At 71.4% G+C, this 23,088-nt stretch carries 19 protein-coding genes; 6 read left to right on the plus strand and 13 right to left on the minus strand.

Features of this window, described 5'->3' with window-relative positions:
* Positions 1-10 precede the first annotated feature (10 nt).
* From ACZ5GT_RS27335 to ACZ5GT_RS27345, 3 genes are all read right to left on the minus strand, one after another.
* Positions 11-595 (minus strand): putative immunity protein, encoded by a 585-nt coding sequence (locus tag ACZ5GT_RS27335; RefSeq protein ID WP_469031563.1) that lies wholly within the window; start codon positions 593-595, stop codon positions 11-13.
* Positions 596-756: 161 nt separating this feature from the next.
* Complete coding sequence (locus ACZ5GT_RS27340; RefSeq protein WP_469031564.1) at positions 757-2,697, minus strand: S53 family peptidase; 1,941 nt, start codon at positions 2,695-2,697, stop codon at positions 757-759.
* A gap of 224 nt (positions 2,698-2,921) precedes the next feature.
* Positions 2,922-4,487: an MFS transporter gene (locus ACZ5GT_RS27345; RefSeq protein WP_469031565.1), complete on the minus strand. Its 1,566-nt coding sequence runs from the start codon at positions 4,485-4,487 to the stop codon at positions 2,922-2,924.
* Positions 4,488-4,583: 96 nt separating this feature from the next.
* Here ACZ5GT_RS27345 and ACZ5GT_RS27350 point away from each other — a divergent pair, with 96 nt between their 5' ends.
* Entirely contained in the window at positions 4,584-5,309 is a 726-nt protein-coding gene (locus ACZ5GT_RS27350) for a TetR/AcrR family transcriptional regulator (protein ID WP_469031566.1), read from the plus strand.
* Positions 5,310-5,370: 61 nt separating this feature from the next.
* On the opposite strand, the gene ACZ5GT_RS27355 is transcribed toward ACZ5GT_RS27350, so the two are convergent.
* The gene (locus ACZ5GT_RS27355) at positions 5,371-6,015 is read right to left on the minus strand and encodes a TetR/AcrR family transcriptional regulator (protein WP_469031567.1); all 645 of its coding nucleotides are present in this window, start codon (positions 6,013-6,015) and stop codon (positions 5,371-5,373) included.
* Positions 6,016-6,158: 143 nt separating this feature from the next.
* Here ACZ5GT_RS27355 and ACZ5GT_RS27360 point away from each other — a divergent pair, with 143 nt between their 5' ends.
* Entirely contained in the window at positions 6,159-6,854 is a 696-nt protein-coding gene (locus ACZ5GT_RS27360; RefSeq protein WP_469031568.1) for a CatB-related O-acetyltransferase, read from the plus strand.
* 99 nt (positions 6,855-6,953) lie between these two features.
* Here ACZ5GT_RS27360 and ACZ5GT_RS27365 read toward each other — a convergent pair whose 3' ends face one another.
* Entirely contained in the window at positions 6,954-7,583 is a 630-nt protein-coding gene (locus ACZ5GT_RS27365) for a DUF305 domain-containing protein (RefSeq protein ID WP_469031569.1), read from the minus strand.
* Positions 7,580-8,254, minus strand: a complete 675-nt coding sequence (locus ACZ5GT_RS27370; protein WP_469031570.1) for a DUF3105 domain-containing protein — start codon at positions 8,252-8,254, stop codon at positions 7,580-7,582. The genes ACZ5GT_RS27365 and ACZ5GT_RS27370 overlap by 4 nt, the downstream gene beginning before the upstream one ends.
* 163 nt (positions 8,255-8,417) lie before the next feature.
* Here ACZ5GT_RS27370 and ACZ5GT_RS27375 point away from each other — a divergent pair, with 163 nt between their 5' ends.
* A complete protein-coding gene (locus tag ACZ5GT_RS27375; protein WP_469031571.1) occupies positions 8,418-8,858 on the plus strand; it encodes an RrF2 family transcriptional regulator in 441 nt (146 codons plus the stop codon).
* Between the two features lie 17 nt (positions 8,859-8,875).
* Here ACZ5GT_RS27375 and ACZ5GT_RS27380 read toward each other — a convergent pair whose 3' ends face one another.
* Complete coding sequence (locus ACZ5GT_RS27380; protein WP_469031572.1) at positions 8,876-10,072, minus strand: globin domain-containing protein; 1,197 nt, start codon at positions 10,070-10,072, stop codon at positions 8,876-8,878.
* Positions 10,073-10,405: 333 nt separating this feature from the next.
* On the opposite strand from ACZ5GT_RS27380, the gene glnA reads away from it, so the two are divergent.
* Positions 10,406-11,767 carry a type I glutamate--ammonia ligase gene (gene glnA / locus ACZ5GT_RS27385; protein WP_324784541.1) on the plus strand — a complete coding sequence of 454 codons (1,362 nt, stop codon included), beginning with the start codon at positions 10,406-10,408 and terminating at the stop codon, positions 11,765-11,767.
* A 132-nt stretch (positions 11,768-11,899) separates the two neighbouring features.
* Here glnA and ACZ5GT_RS27390 read toward each other — a convergent pair whose 3' ends face one another.
* From ACZ5GT_RS27390 to ACZ5GT_RS27405, 4 genes are all read right to left on the minus strand, one after another.
* The gene (locus ACZ5GT_RS27390) at positions 11,900-12,346 is read right to left on the minus strand and encodes a DUF6228 family protein (RefSeq protein WP_469031602.1); all 447 of its coding nucleotides are present in this window, start codon (positions 12,344-12,346) and stop codon (positions 11,900-11,902) included.
* A 171-nt stretch (positions 12,347-12,517) separates the two neighbouring features.
* On the minus strand, positions 12,518-13,534 hold the full coding sequence (locus tag ACZ5GT_RS27395) for a TolB-like translocation protein (RefSeq protein WP_469031573.1): 1,017 nt from the start codon (positions 13,532-13,534) through the stop codon (positions 12,518-12,520).
* Complete coding sequence (locus ACZ5GT_RS27400) at positions 13,531-14,781, minus strand: MFS transporter (protein ID WP_469031574.1); 1,251 nt, start codon at positions 14,779-14,781, stop codon at positions 13,531-13,533. Before ACZ5GT_RS27400 ends, ACZ5GT_RS27395 begins: the two co-directional genes overlap by 4 nt.
* A gap of 1 nt (position 14,782) precedes the next feature.
* Positions 14,783-15,664, minus strand: a complete 882-nt coding sequence (locus ACZ5GT_RS27405; protein ID WP_469031575.1) for an alkaline phosphatase family protein — start codon at positions 15,662-15,664, stop codon at positions 14,783-14,785.
* 526 nt (positions 15,665-16,190) lie between these two features.
* Between ACZ5GT_RS27405 and ACZ5GT_RS27410 the strand changes: the two genes are divergently transcribed.
* On the plus strand, positions 16,191-19,217 hold the full coding sequence (locus ACZ5GT_RS27410; RefSeq protein ID WP_469031576.1) for a bifunctional [glutamine synthetase] adenylyltransferase/[glutamine synthetase]-adenylyl-L-tyrosine phosphorylase: 3,027 nt from the start codon (positions 16,191-16,193) through the stop codon (positions 19,215-19,217).
* A gap of 48 nt (positions 19,218-19,265) precedes the next feature.
* Here ACZ5GT_RS27410 and ACZ5GT_RS27415 read toward each other — a convergent pair whose 3' ends face one another.
* Together ACZ5GT_RS27415 and ACZ5GT_RS27420 are read right to left on the minus strand one after the other, a co-directional pair.
* Positions 19,266-20,156 carry a phosphatase PAP2 family protein gene (locus ACZ5GT_RS27415; RefSeq protein ID WP_469031577.1) on the minus strand — a complete coding sequence of 297 codons (891 nt, stop codon included), beginning with the start codon at positions 20,154-20,156 and terminating at the stop codon, positions 19,266-19,268.
* 128 nt (positions 20,157-20,284) lie between these two features.
* A complete protein-coding gene (locus ACZ5GT_RS27420) occupies positions 20,285-21,319 on the minus strand; it encodes a LacI family DNA-binding transcriptional regulator (protein WP_360752398.1) in 1,035 nt (344 codons plus the stop codon).
* 439 nt (positions 21,320-21,758) lie between these two features.
* Between ACZ5GT_RS27420 and ACZ5GT_RS27425 the strand changes: the two genes are divergently transcribed.
* Positions 21,759-23,033 carry an extracellular solute-binding protein gene (locus ACZ5GT_RS27425; protein WP_469031578.1) on the plus strand — a complete coding sequence of 425 codons (1,275 nt, stop codon included), beginning with the start codon at positions 21,759-21,761 and terminating at the stop codon, positions 23,031-23,033.
* Positions 23,034-23,088 lie beyond the last annotated feature (55 nt).

The raw sequence follows: 23,088 nt of genomic DNA on the forward strand, positions 1-23,088 counted from the left end.
GGCTCGATGGTCACTCAGCGAGGGTGAGCGAACGCAGTTCGGCGTCCAGCACGCGGATCAGCTCACCGACCCGTCCGCCGCCACTCGGCGCCGCCGGGAAGCGTCTGAGCACGTCGACGACGACCGGCGTCGCACGACGCACCGTCCGCTCGAGGCTTTCGGCACCGACGCTCCGGTCGTCGCCCGCGGCGAGTTCGGCCGCTCTGGCCGCGTAGGCGCCGGCCCCGAGAATGTGCTTGACCTGAGTGGCCTTGGCCAGTGGATGCAGGTAGGCGGCGCCCGCCGCGGACATCGCCGCCCACGCTGCCTCGCGGGCAGCCGCGGTGTCCGCTTCCTTGGCCGCTTTGAGGGCCGCCGACGCCGTGTCGCGCAGCAGTCTCCCGCGTTCACCGCCCCGCGCGAACTCCCACGCGGCACCGACAGCTTCACGAGGGCGTGAGTCGCCCGGCCGATCGGCCTCGAACAACTCCAGCACCACCTCCGCACACGCCGCGGCGAACGCGGTCACCTCACGAAGGTCCTGCTTGCTCAGAACGATCTCGATCGCGTCCCCGGTCACGGCTTCATCTTCCACGGTCGCGCCGGCCGGCCGCATCGCACCGCATCGCTCCGGATCACGGAAGGGGCGGCGACGCGCCGTCCCGGAGCCCGGAGCGAACGCACGTCGGCCTTCACGACCACAACCGGTCGTGAAGGCCGACGTCAGGTTCGGCCCCGGTATTCACCGACAGGGCCGGGAACCGCGGGGGACGGACCTCAGCGGTGTCGGTAGGACTCCACGTAGCCGTTCGCGGGGGTGCCCACGCCGGTGACGTCGTCGTAGCCCTTCACCGCGGACAGCGAGCTGTCCTTGCCGAGGCTGCGGACCGAGGTGATCAGACCGTCCGCCGCGTCGTAGCCGTTGGCGAAGTCGACGCGGGCCACCGCCAGGCCGGAGCCCGTCGGGTCGTCGGTCACGTCGTGGTACGCCTTCGTGCCGTACTTGGCGTAGATCGCCGGGTTGGCGAAGCCGATCGCCTTGCCGCCGCGGGCCTCCTGGGCGAGCGCCTGGACGGCCGCGATGACCGGAGCGGCGAGCGAGGTGCCGCCGATGCGGTACTCGCTGTACTGCTCGGTCCCGTCCGGGAAGGTCTGCGTCTGGCCGACCTTGAAGCCGGTGTTCGGGTCCGCGATCGCCGCGATGTCCGGGACGACGCGGTTGCCGTCGGCGCTGTTGGCCTTGGCGAGCGCGTCCGGCACGACGCCCTTCTGGTAGTAGGGCTCGGCGACCGTCCTGCTGGTGCCGCCGCCCGCACCCGAGGTGAACGCGCCGGGGAAGTTCACCCAGCTCGCGCCGTCGTCCGACAGCACGGCCTTCTCGGTGCCCCAGCCGGTCTCCCACAGGTACTTGTCGCCCTTGCCGACGGCCAGCGAGGTGCCGCCGACCGCCGTCACCCACGCCGAGTTGGCCGGGGTGTCGACCTGCTTCACACCGGTGTTGTCGACCTCGTCGCCGTTGTCGCCGGAGGAGAAGTAGAAGCCGATGCCCTCGACCGCGCCGAACTGGAAGACCTGGTCGTAGGCCGCGGCGAGGTCCGGCGTCTGGTTGGCCTCGATGTCGCCCCAGGAGTTGGAGACGATGTCGGCCAGGTGGTTGTCGACGATCTTGCCGAGCGAGTCGAGCAGGTCGTCGTCGTAGCAGGACGCGGCGCCCACGTAGGTGATCTGCGCGCCCGGCGCGACCGCGTGCACGGCCTCGACGTCGAGGGTCTCCTCGCCGTACCAGCCGGCCGCGCCGCACTCCTGGGTCTTGGTGTACCTCTTGGGCAGCACCTGCTTCAACTGGTCGGTGGTGTAGGCCGCGTCGCCGTGCTTCTGCGCGTAGGTGGCCGCGTCGTAGGCGATGGTCGGCGAGGCGTAGGCGTCCGTGATGGCGACGCGCACGCCCTTGCCCGTGCGGCTGCCCGCGCCGTAGGCGGCGCGCAGTTGCTTGCCCGTGTAACCCTTGACGGCGTACGGGATCTTCTGGCCGTACGCATCCGGCAGACCGGTGGCGACGTTCGAGCCGTAGTACGACGAGAACGGCCCCGAGTTCTTGAACACCGAGTCCGGCGGGGGCAGTTGGTCGTCGTGAGTGGCCTTGTGCGGGGCGTTGTCCAGGCCGGTGACCGTCAGGACGGCGCCGTTCAGGCTTTCCGGCACCGAGGCCGTCTTCGCGGGCGCGCGGTAGGTCCGGGAACCCTTGACGTAGTTGTGCAGCTGGGTGCCGAAGGCCTTCTCGGCGGCGGCGACGTCACCGGTGACGGTGACGTAGTGCCGCGTGACGCCGGTGACCTTCAGACCCGCGGACCTCAGCCACGACTTGACCGCGGCCACCTGGGCCTTGGTCGCGCCGAAGCGGGCCTGCGCCTTACGGGCGCTCAGGTAGTGGCCGTACTTCGCCGACTCGGGGTCGGAGACGGCCTTCGCGTAGGCGGCGAGGCCGGAGGCGTCCCGGCCCGCCAGATAGACCCGGGCGGTGACCTGGGCGCCGTCGGAGGCGGCGCCCTTGTCGGCCTTGGCGGTGGCCCACGCGGGCTTGGTGCCCACGAGCGCGTCCCGGCCCGGGTGGTCCGCGGCGTGAGCCGCGGGTATGCCGAGCGCCAGCGCGCCGGCGAGCATCGGCAGTGTCGCTGCCAGGCTCACTCCGGCGCGCATCTTGGCGCGGTTTGATCTCATAGAACCCCCTGCGATGCGGTTCTTCGCACGTGTGGTCGGTCGCCGTGTGATCCGCGTAGATCCGGGCCGCGGCGGAGGCGCGGAAATGGATCAAACGGTAGGGGTCACTCTCTCGATGAACCGTTCATGCCAGGGGAATGCGCAGCCCAAGAAGAGCCCAAGAGACGGCATCTATGGGCGATTTGAGGCTTACGCCCGCTGAACCGCCCGGAAGTGGCGGCCGTTCAGCCCTCTTCCTGGTGCACATGCTGCGGCGCTGTGCTGAATTTACGTTCGCCGACGGGGGCGGCGCCCCGGCTCGACACCGAGCGCAGGAGGACGGCCACGAGCACCGCCGCCGCGGCCAGGGCCACGCTGCCGCAGCGCAGCGCCAGATGAAGCCCTTCGACGAAGGCGGCGTCCACGGCTTCCTGGACGGGTGCGGGCGGCACCCGGGTCCGGTCCGCACCCGTGCCGACGACCGAGGCCGCGATGGAGCGGCGGGCTTCGGCGGGTACGCCGATCCGGTCGAGCGATCCGGTCAGCGTGGCGGCCAGCCGGCTGCTGAGGACGGCTCCCAGGACGGCGACGCCGACGACGCCGCCGATCTCGCGCAGCATGTTGAGGGTCGCGGAGGCCATGCCGGCCCGGTCGAGCGGAACGCGTTTCATGACCATGACGGACACCGGTGTGAAGGTCATCCCCATCCCGGTTCCCATGGCGAGCAACACCCACAGATACTCCGGGTAGCGGGCGTGCTCACCGTAGAGCGAGAGGCCGCCGAGCGCCGTCGCGCACAACGTCAGGCCGGTCACCAGCGGAATCCGCGGGCCGCGGCGCGTGGTGACCGTGGCGGACAGCGGCGCGGCGACGGCGATCATCGCGGTCATGGGCAGCCCCGCCAGGCCCGCGCCCGACGCCGTCCAGCCCATCACGTCCTGCATGAGCAACGGCAGGAAGAACGACGCGCCGAACATCCCGAAGCTGATCATGAATCCGGTCACGGCGGCTCCGCTGAGCACCGGGTCCCGGAAGAAGCGCAGGTCGAGCATGGGATCGGTGGTGCGGAGCTCGACCGCGACGAAGGCGAGCAGGGCCACCGCCGCCACCGCCGCGAGGGCCGGCACACGGATGTCGGTCCAGCCGCGGGCCGGCCCCTCGACGAGCGCGTAGACCAGGGCGCCGAAGCCGAGCACCGACAGCGACTGGCCGGGAAGGTCCAAGCGCCTGGCCCGGCCCGCGAACTCCGGGAGCACCCGGGCGGCGAGCAGCAGCCCGGCCGCTCCGACCGGGACGTTGATCCAGAACACGCTCGCCCAGCCGAACGCGTCCACCATCGGCCCGCCCAGCACCGGACCGATCGTCAGGCCCAGGGCGGAGACACCGGACCAGAGCCCGACAGCCCGGGCCCGCTCCCTCTCGTCGGTGAAGACGTGCCGCAGGATCGACAGGCTGCCCGGCGTGAGCAGCGCCGCGCCGAGTCCCTGCAGCATCCGGGCGGCGATCAACGGGCCGATCGCCCCGGCCAGCGCCGCCGCCGCTGATCCGGCCGTGAACAGCGCCAGTCCGGTGAGGAAGATGCGCTTGCGGCCGTAGCGGTCGCCCAGTGTGCCGCCGGTGAGCAGGAGGGCGGCGTAGACCAGGCTGTAGCCCTCGACCACCCACTGCAGCCCGCTGACACCGGCGTGCAGCTGTTGCCCGATGCGCGGCAGGGCGTTGTTGACGATGACGTTGTCGAGCATCGCCATGAACATCGTGGCGCACAGGGCGGCCAGCACCAGCCCCTTGCGCCGGGAGGTCAACTCCTCCATCACATTCCCTAACGGTGTTAGTCAGTCATTCAGCGACCGACAGCCTGCCCCTAACGGTGTTAGATTGCAAACCGGTTCATTCGACGGAGGTGACCGGTGGCGCGAGACGGCGCTGCGGCCGAGGGCGCCGCACAGCCAGGACCACAGCCAGGACTGACCCGCCACACGCTCCTCGCGGCGGCCCTGCGAGTGCTGGAACGTGATGGCGTCGGCGGGTTGTCGATGCGCAAGGTCGCCGCCGAGCTGGGAGTGAAGGCGGCCTCCCTGTACTGGCACGTCCGCAACAAGGAACAACTGCTGGACCTGCTCGCCGACGAGTTGATGGCCGATGCCGAGCCGCCGCCCAGGCAGGGCGACTGGCGGGAGCAGCTGCGCGAGTACTCGCTGCGCTACCGGCGGCACCTGCTCGGCAAACGCGACTCCGCCAAGGTCGTCGCGGGACGGCTCGCGCTGGGCCCGAACCTGCTGCGTCTCATGGAGGACCAACTGGACCGGCTGCGCGGAGCCGGGTTCTCCGACGCCGACGCCGCCCTGGCCAACTACCTCCTCGGCGCCTTCGTCCAGGGCTTCGTGCTCCAGGAGCAGTCACCCATCTCCGCGTCCGAGACCGAGGGCGCCAGCCGTTCCGAAGTCGCCCGGGCGGCGGCCGACCGGCTGCGCGGACTGCCGGAAGCGGCCTTCCCCAACCTCGTCGCCCTGGCCGGCGACCTCACCGCCCCGTCCATGGACGACCGCTTCGCCTTCGCCCTGGAACGCGTCCTCGACGGCCTGGCGGTCCTGCTCGCCGGCAACCACGCCCGTCCGACGGCTGAGCGGGAATGAGAGCCACTCGGGCTCCGTCCGTGAAGGCGACGGAGCCCCCCACGGATCGGTGAAAGCGCGCTCAGGCGTCGGCCGCTGACGGGGGTTCGGCGAAGGCGCCGGCAGCCGCGGCGAGGGTGGCGGTTCTGGCCGCACGGCCGGGAAGCCGCGGATCGGGTGTCATACGCAGGAGTACCAGCTGGTGGTACAGCGGTGCGGTGGCGGCGATGAGCAGTCGCCGGGCGTCGGTGTGCGGTGGGAGTTCGCCGCGCCGGACAGCCCGGCTGACGATGACCTCGCAGCGGGCGTACCGGTCCTCCCAGAGCCGCTGCTGGGCGTGGGCGGCCTGCTCGGAGCGGAACGAGGCGGCGATGAGCGCTGTCATGACCGGCGGCTGTGCGGTCAGGGCGGTCTGGATCTCCTGGTTCAGCGCTGCCAGGTCGCCTTCCAGTGAGCCGGTTTCCGGTGGCTGCCAGTCGTCGTCGCCCGCCGCGTCGTGGACGTCGGCGAGCAGGCCGCCGACGTCCCTCCAGCGCCGGTACACCGTTGTCCGGTGCACGCCGGCGCGGGCCGCGACGGCGTCCGTGCTGAGTCCGTCGTAGCCGTGTTCGCCGAGCTCCGCGAGGACCGCGTCGAGCACCTGCCGGCGAATGCGGGCGGTGCGGCCTCCGGGGCGGCGTCGGGTCGGCGGCCGGGGGCCTTCCGGCTCGGGATCTGTAGGAGTCATCGCTGGTAATCCGTTTGCTCGGGGGGACGCGCCGTGTCAGCATCTTAAAGCATCAGATGTCGCACTAGTGGCGTGACCGGGGGAACGGATCGGGCCGATGTCCTGGCGGATCCGCAGACGTCCCCTCAGAAAGGCAGCAGTTCATGACACCGCTCATCCCCGCCGACCCGACCGTGGTGCACCCGATGCCCGGACAGCCGCGGGTGGCTCTGCTGAAGCCGCTGATCACCTCGCCGCTGATCGAGGTCGGAGAGTTCTCCTACTACGACGATCCCGATGATCCGACCGCCTTCGAGACGCGCAACGTGCTGTACCACTACGGGCCGGAGAAGCTCGTCATCGGGAAGTACTGCGCGCTGGGCGAGGGCGTGCGCTTCATCATGAACGGCGCCAACCACCGCATGGACGGCCCTTCGACGTTCCCTTTCCCGATCATGGGCGGTTCCTGGGCCGACCACTTCGACCTCGTCACCGGCCTGCCCGGACGGGGGGACACCGTGGTGGGCCATGACGTCTGGCTCGGTTACCGGGCCACGGTGATGCCCGGCGTCCGCATCGGCCACGGAGCGATCATCGCCTCCTGCTCCGTCGTCGTCGACGACGTCCCCGACTACGGCATCGTCGGCGGCAACCCAGCCCGCCTCATCCGCCGCCGCCACAGCGACGCCGACATCGACCGCCTCCTCGCCCTGGCATGGTGGGACTGGCCGCTCGAGCACATCACCGAACACATCCGCACGATCATGTCCGGCAGCGTCGACGACCTGGAGAAAGCGGCGCCCGGGGGCCCGGGGAAGGCGCGTCAGGACCCGCCGTCCGGCAGCACGTCGGCCCGTTGAACGGACCCGGCACACGACGACCGGATCCGCCGCGTCCGGCCCGCGGCCGGCGAACACCTTCGCCGGCCGAGGGCTCCCGTCCGCGTGGGGCCCCGCCCCCTACGGCCTGGGCTCGGCGCCCCGTTCCTTGAGCATGTCCGCCATGAGGGCGATCTCCGACTCCTGCGCCTCGACCATGCCCTGGGCCAGCCGCTTCTCCACGCCGACCGTGCACTTGGCCGCGCAGCCCTCGGCCATGTGGACGCCGCCCTTGTGATGGTCCGTCATCAGCTGAAGGTAGTAGACCTCGGCCTGTTTGCCGTTGAGCGTGCCGAGCTTCTTCATCTCGGCGTCGGTCGCCATGCCCGGCATCAGCGCGCCGTCCCCGCCGGAGCCGGAGGTCATGTCGCCCATGCCCATCCACGTCATCGGCGGGTCGGCCGACACCTTCGGCAGCCCCCACAGGTCCAGCCAGCCCAGCAGCATGCCGCGCTGGTTGGCCTGCGTCTGCGCGATGTCGTAGGCGAGCCGCCGCACCTCCGTGTCCTTGGTGCGGTCGCGCACGATGTACGACATCTCCACGGCCTGCTGGTGATGGACCGCCATGTCCCGCGCGAAACCGGCGTCCGCGGAGCCGGCGGCCGGCACCCTGCTCCCGCCGTCGTCCTCCGCGACCGCGTACGTGATCGCGCCGGCCGCGACGAGCGCCGCCGCGGCGGTCCCCGCGATCCAGCCGACGTGTCGCCTCACTTCATCCTCCCGCCGGTGCACGAGGCACCCGGCTCCGGCGTCTGCTTGCCCTGCACGTAGGTGGCGAAGAACTTGTCCACCGCCGGGTCGTCGGCGCTCTTCACGGTGAGCTGGTGGCCCCACGCCGAGAGCATCAGCGGCGCCGCCTGCTTCCGGTACGGGCTCATCAGGGTGTACGGCGTCTTCTTCACCTTGGCCGCGAGCGCGGCGACGTCGCTCTTGGCCGCCTTGTCGGTGTACGTCACCCACACCGCGCCGTGCTCCAGCGAGTGCACGGCGTTCACGTCCTGCACCGGCTCGGTGTAGACGTTGCCGTTGCAGTTGAGCCACACCGGGTTGTGATTGCCGCCCACCGGCGGGTGCATCGGGTAGGCCACCGACGTGCCGACGTGCGTCCGGGAGAGCTTGCCCGACCAGGTGCGCACGCCGTCCTTGCCGGTCACGAAGTGGCCCGAGTCGCCCGAGCCCTTCCCGTCGGACGACGCTTTGTCGGAGCCGTCCGAATGCGAGCGCACGATGAAGACCCCGCCGACGACGAGACCGGCCACGGCCACCACGCCGGCCACGACGACGAGCATCCGGTTCCGGCGCTCGCGAGCCCGTTCCGCGCGCCGCATCTCCTCTATGCGCGCCTTGCGTGCCGCGCTGGTGGTCTTCTTGGCGGAGCCCATGAGGTGTGTCCTTCTGGGGAAAGGGGGCCGGTCCGGTCCGGCTGATCGTAATGGGCGCACCCGGCGGCGGGCAGACGGCGCCGGGGAAAGTCCGGATCGATACGCGGCCGAGCGGATCCCCGGAAAAGTTGTATCGCCGATGCGTATTATCTACCCTGCTGCCATGCGGCTGTTGCGATCCACCGACCTGGCTCTGCGTGTGCTCATGCAGCTGGCCGTGGCGGATGCCGCCGCGATCCCCACCACCCGGGACGTCGCGTCCGCGGTGTCGGCTCCTTACACGCACGTCGCGAAGGTCGTGGCCGAATTGCAGCACATGGGCCTGGTCGACGCCCGCCGCGGCCGGGGCGGCGGGCTCACGCTCACCGAGAAGGGCCGCACGGCGTCCGTGGGGGGTGTGATGCGCAGCTTCGAGGGCGTCACCGAGGTCGTCGAGTGCGAGGGCGCCACGCCCTGCCCGCTGAGCTCCGACTGCCGGCTGCGCGGCGCACTGCGGCGGGCCCAGGAGGCGTTCTTCGCCTCGCTGGACCCGCTCACCATCGCGGACATGGTCGCCGCCCCCGCCGGCCCGATGCTGCTGCAGATCGGCAGGGCGGCTCCCTGAACCGCCGAATGTCCCCGCTACGCCTGGCCCTCCTGCGCCAGCCACAGGTCCGGCCCGAACACCTCGTAGTGGATGTCGGCCGGCGCCACGCCCTTCTCGATCAGCTGGGTCCGCACCGCGCGCATGAAGGGCAGCGGGCCGCACAGGTACGCGCGCGTGCCGGCGGGCACGTCCACGCCCGCGAGGTCGACCAGGCCGGTGCGGCCGGCCTCGCCGGCGTCCGCCTCGTACCAGAAGTGGACCGACGCCTCCGGGAGCTTGCCCGCGTAGGCGAGGTGGTCGGCGCGCAGGGCGTGGTCGGCGGGGGAGCGGTCGCCGTGCACGACGGTGACCGGGGCGCGGTGGCCGGTCTCCGCGAGCTGGGCCAGCATCGCCACGATCGGGGTCACGCCGATACCGGCGGACGCCAGCAGCAGGGGCGCGTCGGCGGCGTCGTCCAGGACCAGGTCGCCGTAGGGGGCGGACAGCTCCAGGACGCTGCCCGCACGCGCGTGCGTGTGAAGGTGGTGGGAGACCTCGCCGTCGGGCGCCGAGCCGTCCCCGTTCACCCGCTTGACGCTGATCTGCCGCTCCGTCGAGCCGGGCGCCCCGGTGAGGCTGTACTGGCGTATCTGGTGGGCGCCGTCCGGCAGCTCGACGCGTACCGAGACGTACTGGCCGGCCCGGAAGCCGGGCACCGGACCGCCGTCCACCGGGCGCAGCCGGAGGGTGACGACGTCGGCGGTCTCGGTCGCGCGCTCGACGACCTGCCACTGCCGCCAGCCGGGGTCGCCGGCCTCCTCGTACAGCCGCTTCTCGATCGCCACGAGCGCGTTCGCCATCAGCCAGTAGACCTCGTCCCAGGCGGCGGCCACCTCGGGCGTGACGGCCTCGCCGAGGACGCCGGCGATGGCGGCGAACAGGTGCTCGTGGACGATCGCGTACTGGTCCGGCGTGACGCCGAGCGAGGCGTGCTTGTGGGCGATGCGGGACAGCATCGCGTCCGGCCGGTGGTCCGGGTGGTCCAGCAGGTGCGTCGCGAAGGCGGCGATGGAACCGGCCAGCGCCTGGCGCTGGGTGCCGGCCGCCTGGTTGCCGCGGTTGAAGAGGTCGCGCAGCAGTTCGGGCCGGGCGGCGAACATGCCGGCGTAGAAGCGCTCGGTGATCTCGTCGAGGTGCGCGCCCACGGCGGGAAGGGTGGCGCGGACGGTGGCGGCGGACTGTTCGGACAGCATGGTGGCTCCTCGGGTCTCAACTGATCGATCACGCTAGTAAAACTTGCATTTGAGATGCAAATTAAGTGGACGTGGCGTCGCTCACGCACGCCCACAACCGGCCATTACGGATGTCGGCGCGAACAGGCAAGATGGGCGGTGGGCGTCGCGGATGGGCGTCGGCCCGTCACCGCCGTACACCTGCCGGACGTGAGGCGTTCAGGCCGGGGTCGGACGGCCGATCATGGGCGGCAACGCGCATGAAATGCTGTTGTGGTGGGATGCTCAGGTGCCCGACCGCCTCCCGTGGCGGGGAGACGAACGGCCTGACCAGCAAGGATGGGGAAGCGGAAGATGGACAAGCAGCAGGAGTTCGTGCTCCGGACGTTGGAGGAGCGCGACATCCGGTTCGTACGCCTGTGGTTCACGGACGTGCTGGGCTTCCTCAAGTCCGTGGCCGTGGCCCCCGCCGAGCTGGAGCAGGCCTTCGACGAGGGCATCGGCTTCGACGGCTCGGCGATCGAGGGCTTCGCCCGGGTCTACGAGTCCGACATGATCGCCAAGCCGGACCCGTCGACCTTCCAGATCCTGCCCTGGCGCGCCGAGGCCCCCGGCACCGCCCGCATGTTCTGCGACATCCTGATGCCGGACGGCTCACCGTCCTTCGCGGACCCGCGCTACGTCCTCAAGCGCGCCCTGGCCCGCACCTCCGACCTGGGCTTCACCTTCTACACCCACCCGGAGATCGAGTTCTTCCTGCTGAAGGACAAGCCGGTGGACGGCTCCCGCCCGACCCCGGCCGACAACTCCGGCTACTTCGACCACACCCCGCAGAACATCGGCATGGACTTCCGCCGCCAGGCGATCACCATGCTGGAGTCGATGGGCATCTCGGTGGAGTTCTCCCACCACGAGGGCGCCCCCGGCCAGCAGGAGATCGACCTGCGCTACGCCGACGCGCTCTCCACGGCGGACAACCTCATGACGTTCCGCCTGGTGATGAAGCAGGTGGCGCTGGAGCAGGGCGTGCAGGCGACGTTCATGCCGAAGCCGTTCTCCGAGCACCCCGGCTCCGGCATGCACACCCACCTCTCCCTCTTCGAGGGCGACCGCAACGCCTTCTACGAGTCGGGTGCCGAGTACCAGCTCTCCAAGGTCGGCCGCTCCTTCATCGCGGGCCTGCTGCGGCACGCGGCGGAGACCTCGGCGGTCACCAACCAGTGGGTGAACTCCTACAAGCGCATCTGGGGCGGCTCCGAGCGCACCGCCGGCGCCGGCGGCGAGGCCCCCTCCTACATCTGCTGGGGCCACAACAACCGCTCCGCCCTGGTCCGCGTGCCGATGTACAAGCCCGGCAAGACCGGCTCCGCGCGCGTGGAGGTCCGCTCCCTGGACTCCGGCGCCAACCCCTACCTGGCGTACGCCGTCCTGCTCGCCGCGGGCCTGAAGGGCATCGAGGAGGGCTACGAGCTCCCGCCGGGCGCCGAGGACGACGTCTGGGCCCTCTCCGACGCCGAACGCCGCGCGATGGGCATCGAGCCCCTCCCGCAGAACCTCGGCGAGGCCCTCTCCCTCATGGAGCGCAGCGACCTGGTCGCCGAAACCCTGGGCGAACACGTCTTCGACTTCTTCCTCCGCAACAAGCGCCAGGAATGGGAGGCGTACCGCTCCGAGGTCACCGCCTTCGAACTGAAGAACCTGCTGCCGGTGCTGTAGCCGCCGCCCAGCCCCGCTTCCCGAACAGGGCCGACGGTCATGGACCGCCGGCCCTGTCGTGTTCGTGTGCCCTGGGTCAACGAGGAGTCGGACCGGCTGAAGGTCAGAAGACCGACGAGCTGTCTCCGCTCACTACAGCGGGTCCGACTCCAGGAAGGCACGCATCTCGATGGCGAGGCGGCGCATGTCTTCTCCAGGAGCATGGATGGTGGTCATTTCGAAGTGCCACTCGTTGTCGGGGGGATGGTCGTGCAGCCCCCACGTCAATCGGACGTGTGATCCTTTGTGCTCGGCAGCCAGCGTCAAGTCGTCCTCAAGAGAGCGCCAGGTCCTGGTGCCGTTCCATCCCCGAAACGCTTCTGCCAGCTCGGCAAGGAAGACGTCGAGGCCGTCACCGTCCCAGGTTCTCACCATGACCTCGATACGCGCCGACTCACCTTGAGCTGTCACGAGGAAGTCGCGCATCAGGTCACCACGCTCTTCCGGGAAGGAGCGTGTCAGCTGGTGGAAGCGCAGGCTGATCGCTCGATAGCGGTCACCTCCGACGCGGACGGCCGGGCTGGCCTCGTCTTCCTCCATCACGAGTGCAGGCTACGGGCACGAGAGGTCCCGTGACCCAGAGCTTTACCGCATAGGGCGGCACCCCAGTTCCTGGCCGAGTTGTGCCAGTTCGCCGGCTGCGTCATGGCGACGCTGGTCGTCCTCGCGCTTGTACCGCATGAGGTCCTGAATCGAAGCAGACGCAACTCGCTAGAGGTAGGCGGGCGAGACCGCCGCCGGGCTGATGCGCCGTGGCTTGCCCGTGCCGTCTGCCCGTACCTCGTACAGGTCGGCTCCGTAGTCGCCCGGGAGGGCGTAGACGAGGGTGTCGGTGTTGTGCCAGAGGGCCTGGTCGTCGACGCTGCGGGGTTCTGCCAGCGGGGTCTCGCGCATCGTGCGCAGGTCGAGGACGTACAGGCGCCACGGGGCGTCCTTCGGCAGGCCCGGCACCCGCTTCTTGAACGCGATGCGGGTGCCGTCGGGGGAGAGGGACGGGCATTCGACGTTCGCGCGCAGGGTGGTGACCGTGCGGGCGCGCAGGTCGCCGCGGACCAGGTAGGTGCGCCCCTTCGTCGCCAGCGTCGCGTAGAACGTGCGGTCGTCCGCGGCGAACGTCACGCCCCAGAAGTTCACGTCCGACGAGCGATAACGGCGCCCGTCCTTCAGGATCCGGAACGCCTCCAGGGACGGGATCAGCTTCCCCGTGCGCACGTCCACGATCGCCGCCCGCGTCGAGAAGTCCGTCCCCGCGTACGAGTCGCCGCCGACGAACGCGGTCCACGTGGCCAGGTGGCCGGTCGGCGAGACCCGGGCCCGGGAGGGGATGCCGGACACGTCGTAACGGGCCCTCACCCGCAGACGCGCGTCCAGGACGAGCGCCCGGTAGGTGTCCGAGACCGCGCCGTGCACCGCCTGCAGGCACACGCCCGTGCCCGCGGCGGCGTGCAGGCGCAGGCACTTGACGCCCGAGGCAACCCTGGGCCCCGCCGGATCCGAGGCCGCGACCGTGGTCAGCTCGTCGCGGTGCGGACCCCAGGCCATGTTGCGGAACACCAGGCGGCCCGGCGCGGTGAGACCGACCCGCCCGGAGGTCACCCGCGGCCCGCCCGGCCGTGCCTGGTCCCGGCGCTCCGCGCGCGCCGACGCGTGCAGCACGGACGCCACCGCGACCGCCGCCAGCACCACCACGGCCGACAGCAGGACGATGACGCGGTTACGAGCGGTCATGAAGCAGAGCCCTTCCTCAGCACAAGCGCGGACACGGCCGCGCACACCGCCAGCGCCGCCGTCGACGCCAGCAGCGCCGTACGGTCGCCCCACAGCGTCCAGGCCGCGCCGAAGCCCAGCGAGCACGCGAACCGGGCGAGCGCCTGCCCGGTCTGCACCACCGCCAGCCCCGACGAGCGCAGCTCCTCCGGAACCCCGTCCGACGCCGCCGCCATCAGCACACCGTCGGTCGCGGCGTAGAAACCGCCGAGCAGCGCCAGGACGGCGTACGGCATCGCGGCCCCGTGCCACGACGTGAGCAGCAGCCCGTACGCCAGCAGCAGCGCCCCGTGCCCGGCCAGGAACACCCGCCACCGCCCCGCCCGGTCCGCCAGCCGCCCCAAGGGCACCGCCAGCAGCAGGAACGCGGCGGCCGTCCCCAGCGGCAGCAGCGCGAACCACCGGTCGGCGACCCCCGTACGGCGCTGCAACAACAGATAGACGAACGAGTCGCTGACCGTCGCCAGCCCCAGCAGCACCGCGCACACCGTCAGCCGGCGCAGCTCCCGCCGCCGCAGCAGCCCCACCGCCGCCCGCAGCGTGGGCCGCTCGGACACCGGCCCCGACCGTGCCCCGCCCGGCACGAACAGCACCAGCACCAGCACGCCCACCACGGCGACGCAGAAGCTCACCGTGAAGACGGCGTCGTAGCCGTCCACCGTGGCCCGCAGGATCCAGAACGCCACCAGCGGCCCCAGCAGCGCGCCCGCCGTGTCCATGGCCCGGTGCACACCGAAGGCGCGCCCCCGTGTCTCCGGCGTGGACGACAGGGAGATCAGCGCGTCGCGCGGGGCGGTGCGCAGCCCCTTGCCGGTGCGGTCGGCGGCCAGCACCAGCCCGATCGGCGTCAGCGAATGCGCCACCAGCAACAGCGGCTTGCACACGGCCGAGACCCCGTACCCGACTCCGGCCACCCACTTGTGCCGGCCCCCGCCCCGGTCGGCCAGGTGGCCCCCGGCCAGCCGGACCAGCGCCGAGAACCCGTTGTAGACGCCGTCCAGCAGCCCGAATCCCAACGGTGACAGACCCAGCCCCGCCACCAGGTACAGCGGCAGCACCGCCGTCACCATCTCCGACGACACGTCGGTGATCAGGCTGACCGCGCCGAGCGCGAGAACCGTGGGCGCGACCGCGACGCGCCGCCCGGCCAGGGGCCGGACGGCGCCGTCCGCGGACGCCGGCGTCGCACGGCTGTCCGCTACGTACATGTCAGGACGCCCAGATGCCCGTGATGTCCTTGGCGGAGGCCGCGTTGCCCGCGTGGCTGCTCAGCCCCTGCGAGTCCTCCAGCGTCCGCAGCAGGTCGTAGTGGTTGTACGTCGTCGAGGTCGACGACCCGGCCGTCACCGGCTGCCCGTACAGCACCGTCGGGATGCGGTTGCCGCTGAGCCGGTTGTCCTCGTCGAAGGTGACGACCAGGAGGCTGTTGTGCGTCTTGGCCCACGTGGCATACGCGCCGAGGTTGTTCTTCAGCCAGGTGTCACCGGTCGACACCGAACAGTCGTGCATGTCGCTGCACAGGTTCGGGATCACGTACGACACGTCGGGCAGCGTCGAGTAGTCGGTCGGGAACTGCGCCAGCGTCTTGGCGCTCGACGTCGGCACGTTGCTGAAGCCGAACCACGGGTTGTGCTTCTGGGCGTAGTTCCCGCTGCTGCACGTGGTCGAGCCCTGGCTGGGCAGCGACTCGTTGTAACTGGCCCAGGTACCGCCCGCGGCGATCACCTCGGAGGCCAGGTTGGCGGCCGACGAGAAGCCCGGCGTGACGCAGCTGTCGTCCGTGACGCCCTGCGTCGAGCCGGAGAACATCGCGTAGTAGTTGGGCTGGCTCGGGTGGGTCTCGGCGTACGCCTGGGTGAGGTTGGCGCCGCCGGACTTCAGCGAGTTGATGTACGGGGCGCTGGAGGAGCCGATCACCTGGCTGTAGGCGTGGTTCTCGAAGACCACGACCACGACGTGGTCCGGGGCCGGCACGCCGGTCGCGGCGGACGACGAGCCGCCGAGACCGGCCCACAGACCGGCGGCCGCCGCGGTGAGACCGAAGGACGCGAGCGCGGCACGGCTGCGTCGGAACACGAAACTGCCGGACACATCTACCTCCCGGAGGGGACAGGGATGACAGTGGAAAGCATGCACACGTCAAAAGCCTCCCACTCCCCACTCACCCACCCCACCGGATGAAGTCCACGTGAACTACTGAAGCGCCCCCCGAACCACCCCGCCACCCACACCCGCCCACGCCGGTGAAGCCGTAGCGCCACCGGTGTGCCGTTGCGCGACCCGCGCCCGCGTACGGCGGTGAAGCACACCCGAGCGAGGGCGTGACCCGCGGCCGCGCACGGCGGGAAGGGGACGGGACGGGGGTGTCCGCCCGCAGCGGTTGGCGCGTCAACCCCAGTACCTCTCGAACCCCCGATTCCGCGCCGTTCCGAGGACGGACACCCCCGTCCCGGCCCCGACCCACCCGCCACCGCCCGCGCAACGCGCACCCCCCGAAACCCGCCCAGGCCGCCGCAGGCACCACGCACCACGCCCCCGCAGCCGCAGGCACAACGCACACGCCGCCGCAGGCAGTTAGGCTCGACGCGTACCGCCGTGTTCCGACAGGAGGCCGAGGATGACCGCGCCGGGGCGCAGAAGCAGCACCTTCATACGGCTCCTGCGGCACGGCTTCACCGACCCCTCGGCCGCCGAGCGCCTCCTGGACAGCCCGGAACTCACCGCCGTACGCAACGACCCGATCCTCCTCGACGCGCTGGGCGCCACCGCCGACCCCGACCTTGCCCTGCACGGCCTGGTCCGCCTCCTGGAGGCCCAGCCCGGCCCGGCCCCCACCGCCCGCCGCGAACTGCTCGACACCCTCACCGCGGCCAAGCCCTTCCGCGACCGCCTCCTCGGCGTGCTCGGCGCGTCCGCCGCCCTCGCCGACCACCTCGCCCGCCACCCCCGGGACTGGGAGGCGCTCGTCACGTACGAGCCGCACGACCTGCACCCCGGCGTGCCGGAGTTCGAGCGGGGCCTGGCCGGCGCCACCGACCCGGTCGCACTCCGCGTCGCCTACCGCCGCTGCCTGCTGTCCATCGCCGCCCGCGACGTCTGCGGCACCATCGACGTCGCCCAGACCGCCGCCGAACTCGCCGACCTCGCCACCGCCACCCTGCGCGCCGCCCTCGCCCTGGCCTGCGCCGCCGCCCCCGACGACGCCGCGCTGTGCCGGCTCGCGGTGATCGCGATGGGCAAGTGCGGCGGCCACGAACTGAACTACGTCTCCGACGTGGACGTCATCTTCGTCGGCCAGCCCGCCGACCCCGACCCCGCCGGTCCCGCCGACGCCGCCGACGAGGGCAAGGCGATCCGCGCCGCCACGAGGCTCGCCTCGCACATGATGCGGATCTGCTCGGAGACGACCGTCGAGGGCTCGATCTGGCCGGTCGACGCGAACCTCCGCCCCGAGGGCCGCAACGGCCCCCTCGTCCGCACCCTCAGCAGCCACGTCGCCTACTACCAGCGCTGGGCCAAGACCTGGGAGTTCCAGGCCCTGCTCAAGGCCCGCCCGGTCGCCGGCGACCTCGCGCTCGGCGAGGAGTACATCGCCGCGCTCCACCCCCTGGTGTGGCAGGCGGCCGAGCGCGAGAACTTCGTCGCGGACGTGCAGAAGATGCGGCGCCGGGTCGTCGAGAACATCCCCGCCACGGAGATCGACCGGGAGCTGAAGCTCGGCCCGGGCGGCCTGCGCGACGTCGAGTTCGCCGTCCAGCTCCTGCAACTGGTCCACGGACGGGCGGACGCCTCGCTGCGCAGCGGCACCACCCTGGACGCGCTGCAGGCGCTGGCGAGGGGCGGGTACGTGGGCCGCGCCGACGCGGTCCAGCTGGAGGACGCCTACCGCTTCCTGCGCTCCATGGAGCACCGTATCCAGCTGTACCGGCTGCGGCGCACGCACCTGGTGCCCGTGGAGGAGGCCGACCGGCGTCGCCTCGGCCGCTCCCTGGGCCTGCGCATCGACCCGGCCGCCGAGCTGGACCGCGAGTGGCGGCGGCACACCGGCGCGGTACGGCGCCTGCACGAGAAGCTGTTCTACCGCCCGCTGCTCGACGCGGTCGCCCAGCTCGCCCCCGGCGAGGCGCGGCTGAGTCCGGAGGCGGCCCGCGAGCGGATGGTCGCGCTCGGCTACGCGGACCCGGCGGCGGCCCTGCGCCACCTGGAGGCCCTGGCGTCCGGCGTGAGCCGCAAGGCGGCCATCCAGCGCACCCTGCTGCCCGTGCTGCTCGGCTGGTTCGCGGACTCCGCCGACCCGGACGCCGGCCTGCTGAACTTCCGCAAGGTGTCGGACGCGCTGGGCAAGACGCCGTGGTACCTGCGGCTGCTGCGCGACGAGGGCGCCGCCGCGGAGAACCTCGCGCGGGTGCTGTCGGCCGGGCGGCTCGCCCCGGACCTGCTGATGCGCGCCCCCGAGGCGGTGGCGCTGCTCGGCGACGGCGACGCCGGCGGCCTGAAGCCGCGCGGGCGGGCGCAGCTGGAGCAGGAGATCCTCGCCGCGGTCGGCCGCGCAGGAACCGTCGAGCAGGCGGTCGACGCGGCCCGCGGCGTACGGCGCCGGGAGCTGTTCCGTACGGCCGCCGCCGACATCGTCGGCTCCTACGGCACCGAGGCCCAGCCGGCCGAGGCCGATCAGGGCGCGCTGGTGGACCGGGTCGGCGCCGCGGTGTCGGACCTGACGGCGGCGACGATCGCGGGCACCCTGCGCGCGGTGGTCAGGGACGGCTGGGGGGACACGCTGCCCACCCGGTTCACGGTCATCGGAATGGGACGTTTCGGCGGGCACGAGCTGGGCTACGGCTCCGACGCGGACGTGCTGTTCGTGCACGAGCCGCGGGAGGGCGTCGACGAGCGGGAGGCGGCGGACGCGGCGAACAATGTCGTCGCCGAGATGCGGCGGCTGCTCCAGCTGCCCAGCGCCGACCCGCCCCTGCTCATCGACGCCGACCTGCGCCCGGAGGGCAAGTCCGGCCCGCTGGTGCGCACCCTGAAGTCGTACGAGGCCTACTACCGCCGCTGGTCGCTGGTGTGGGAGGCGCAGGCGCTGCTGCGGGCCGAGCCGGTCGCCGGCGACGAGGACCTGGGACGCGCCTTCGTCGAGCTCGTCGACCCGCTGCGCTATCCGGCGCGGGGGCTGGAGGAGGACGCCGTGCGGGAGATCCGCCGGCTGAAGGCGCGGATGGAGTCGGAACGGCTGCCGCGCGGCGCCGACCCGAAGCTGCACACCAAGCTGGGCCCGGGCGGCCTGTCGGACGTGGAGTGGACGGTCCAGCTGCTGCAGATGCGGCACGGGGCGGCCGAGCCGGGCCTGCGCACCACCCGCACCCGCGAGGCGCTCGCGGCCGCGGCCGCGGCCGGCCTGATCGAGCAGGAGGACGCCGCCGTCCTCGACGAGGCCTGGGTGCTGGCGACCCGGGTGCGCAACGCCGTGATGCTCGTGCGGGGACGGGCCGGCGACACGTTCCCGTCGAACGCGCGGGAGCTGGCCGCGGTGGGGCGCTACCTGGGGTACGGCCCCGGGCACGTCGGCGACATGCTCGACGCGTACCGGCGCACGGCCCGCCGCGCGCGGGGCGTGGCGGAGACGCTGTTCTACGGGGCGTGAGGCGCGGCTCCACCTGAGGCGCGGCTCCAAGGCCCGTGGGGCGCGCCTCTACGGGGCCTGAGGCGCGGTGCCCGGCTCCGGAACCCCCGCCAGAGCCCCCGCCGGCACCACCTGCGCCGGCACTCCCCGGGACAGCGCGTACGGCATGCTGCCGTACCAGACCCGTGCCACCGCGAAGCCGAAGGTGAGGCACAGCAGGCCGCCCACCGCGTCGAGCCAGAAGTGGTTGGCCGTGGCGACGATGACCACCAGTGTCGCCGTCGGGTAGAGCAGACCCAGCACCCGCACCCACGGCAGCCGGGCCAGCGCGAAGATCGTCAGCCCGCACCACATGGACCAGCCGATGTGCATCGACGGCATCGCGGCGTACTGGTTCGACATGTGCTTCAGGTCGCCGGAGGCCATCGAGCCCCACGTGTCGTGGATCATGACCGTGTCCACGAAGCCGTCGCCGCGCATCAGACGCGGAGGAGCCAGCGGATACAGGTAGTAACCGACCAGGGCCACACCGGTCGTCGAGAACAGCGCCAGCCGGGTCGCCGCGTACCGGCCCGGGTGACTGCGGTACAGCCACACCAGCACACCCAGCGTCACCACGAAGTGCAGGGTGGCGTAGTAGTAGTTCATGCCGACGATCAGCCAGGTCACCGAGTTCAGGCCATGGTTGACGGAATCCTCGACGGCGATGCCCAGGTGACGCTCCGTCTGCCAGATCCAGTCGGCGTTGCGCAGCGCCTCGGTACGCTGCTCCGGGACGGCGTTGCGGATCAGCGAGTACGTCCAGTAACTCACCGCGATCAGCAGGATCTCGATCCAGATGCGGGGCCGGCCCGGAGAACGCAGCCGGCGCAGCCGGCCCGGCTGGTCGACGCCCGTGACGGCCTGCGGAACGGCCACTTGCCCGCGGTCTTCCGGCCTGGTCACGGTCGAGTCACCCATAGGCACAAAGTCTGCCAGAAACGCCTTCTGCCCCGATCATCCCCCGGTCGGGTCCGCACCGCACGTTCTCCGTCGGGTCCGCACCGCACGTTCTCCGTCGGGTCCGCACCGCACGTTCTCCGCCCAGGCTAGGACCGGCTCCGCTCCCCGGGCGCCGAAGCGGTCGACCCGCGCACCACCAACTCCGGCATGAACACGAACTCGCTGTGCGGCGCGGGCGTCCCGCCGATCTCCTCCAGCAGCGTGCGCACCGCGGCCTGCCCCATCGCCGGGACCGGCTTGCGGATCGTGGTCAGCGGCGGGTCGGTGAAGGCGATCAGCGGGGAGTCGTCGAAGCCGACGACGGAGAAGTCCTTCGGGACCTCCAGACCGTGCTGCCGGGCGGCCCGTATCGCGCCGAGCGCCATCATGTCGCTCGCGCACACCACCGCCGTGCAGTTCCGGTCGATCAGCGCGGTCGCGGCGGCCTGGCCGCCCTCCAGGGTGTAGAGCGAGTGCTGGACCAGCTCCGACTCGATGGTCTCCGCGCTCAGCCCCAGCTGGTCCTGCATGGCGCGCACGAACCCCTCGATCTTGCGCTGCACGGGCACGAACCGCTTCGGACCCAGGGCCAGCCCGATCCGGGTGTGCCCCAGCGACACCAGGTGCGTGACCGCCAGCGTCATCGCCGCGCGGTCGTCGGGGGAGATGAACGGCGCCTGCACCTTCGGCGAGAAGCCGTCCACCAGCACGTACGGCACGCCCTGCGCGCGCAGCCGGTCGTAGCGCTCCATGTCGGCGGTGGTGTCGGCGTGCAGTCCGGAGACGTAGATGATCCCGGCGACCCCGCGGTCGACGAGCATCTCGGTCAGTTCGTCCTCCGTCGAGCCGCCCGGGGTCTGGGTGGCCAGCACCGGGGTGTAGCCCTGCCGCGTCAGCGCCTGGCCGATGACCTGGGCGAGCGCCGGGAAGATGGGGTTCTCCAGCTCCGGGGTGATCAGGCCCACCAGGCCCTCGCTGCGCTGCCGCAGCCGCACCGGGCGTTCGTAGCCCAGCACGTCGAGTGCGGCCAGCACGGACTGGCGTGTGGTGGCGGCGACGCCCGGCTTCCCGTTGAGGACGCGGCTGACGGTCGCTTCGCTCACCCCCGCCTGAGCAGCGATATCGGCAAGCCGTGTGGTCACAGGACTCGACTGTAGCGGGCGCATGTCGCTTTGCGCACCAATCGGACGCCGTGCGCGGCCGGTTGCACGGCCCGCTGCGGGCTGCTGCGTCATCGCGGTCCCTCGTGTTCTTCGTAGGCGTCCGTCGTCGGCGTCCGTCCGCAAGGGATGATTCCCCCGTCGGAAACATATGGCAAGAGCTTGCAGAGTCTTGCACAGGTGCCCCGCACCGCGCTCAACGGCCTCGATAGGGGGTTTCCGGGGGGTCGAGAACAGGTCACGGGCGAGTAACTCTCGAATCGTCTTGCAGTTTTTTGCAGCAAGGTCTTTCGCTGCGCTTACATCGCTGTTACGTTCCCTGTCGCCCGGCCGCGGCAACGGCGCAGTCGGCAACACAGCAGGGAGCGGCAGACGGGGCCGCCCCCCGCACCACACGGGCTTTCACCCTCAAGGAGAACTCATGCGGCGTGGCATAGCGGCCACCGCGCTGGTGGCGTCCCTCGCCCTCGCGGCGACGGCCTGCGGCGGAAGCGACAGCGGCGACAACAAGGCCGACGGTCCGGTCACCATCACCTGGTGGGACACCTCCAACGCCACGAACGAGGCGCCGACCTACAAGGCCCTGGTCAAGCAGTTCGAGGCCGCCAACAAGGGCATCAAGGTCAAGTACGTCAACGTGCCCTTCGACCAGGCGCAGAACAAGTTCGACACGGCCGCCGGCTCCAAGGGCGCCCCGGACGTGCTGCGCAGCGAGGTCGGCTGGACCCCCGCCTTCGCCAAGAAGGGCTACTTCCTGCCGCTGGACGGCACCGAGGCCCTCGCGGACCAGAGCAAGTTCCAGCCCAACCTGATCGAGCAGGCCAAGTACGACGGCAAGACCTACGGCGTGCCGCTGGTCACCGACACCCTCGCGCTGGTCTACAACAAGGCCCTGTTCGAGAAGGCCGGCATCACCGAGGCCCCCAAGACCTGGGACGAGCTGAAGGCCGACGCCGCCAAGATCAAGACCAAGGCCAAGGTCGACGGCTACTGGGGCTCCACCCAGGCCTACTACGCGCAGACCTTCCTCTACGGCGAGGGCACCGACACCGTCGACGCCGCCGCCAAGAAGGTCACCGTGAACTCGGACGCCGCGAAGAAGGCCTACGGCACCTGGCTGAACATGTTCTCCGGCAAGGGTCTGCACAAGGCCGACACCACCGCCGACGCCTACGCCCACATCCAGGACGCGTTCGTCAACGGCAAGGTCGCCGCGATCATCCAGGGCCCCTGGGAGATCACGAACTTCTACAAGGGCTCGGCCTTCTCGGACAAGTCCAACCTCGGCATCGCCACCGTCCCGGCCGGCTCCAGCGGCAAGGCGGGCGCCCCGACCGGCGGCCACAACCTGTCGGTGTACGCCGGTTCCGACTCGGCGCACCAGAAGGCGGCGCTGAAGTTCGTGAACTTCATGACCTCCGCGAAGACGCAGACGCAGATCGCGCTGAAGAACTCCACCCTGCCGACCCGTGACGACGCCTACACGGCCGAGGTCAAGGCCGACCCGGGCATCGCCGGCTACCAGACCGTGCTGCCCGCCGCCCAGCCGCGGCCCGCGCTGCCGGAGTACAGCTCCCTGTGGGGCCCGCTGGACACCGAGCTGCCGAAGATCGCCGGCGGCAAGGAGTCGCTCGACAAGGGTCTGAGCAACGCCGAGCTGGCCATCGCCAAGCTGGTGCCCGACTTCAGCAAGTAAGCCCGATCGGCCGCCGGATCCCCCGGAAACGCAGGGGGGCCCGGCGGCACCGGCC

Source organism: Streptomyces sp. NPDC031340 (genome assembly GCF_055569945.1).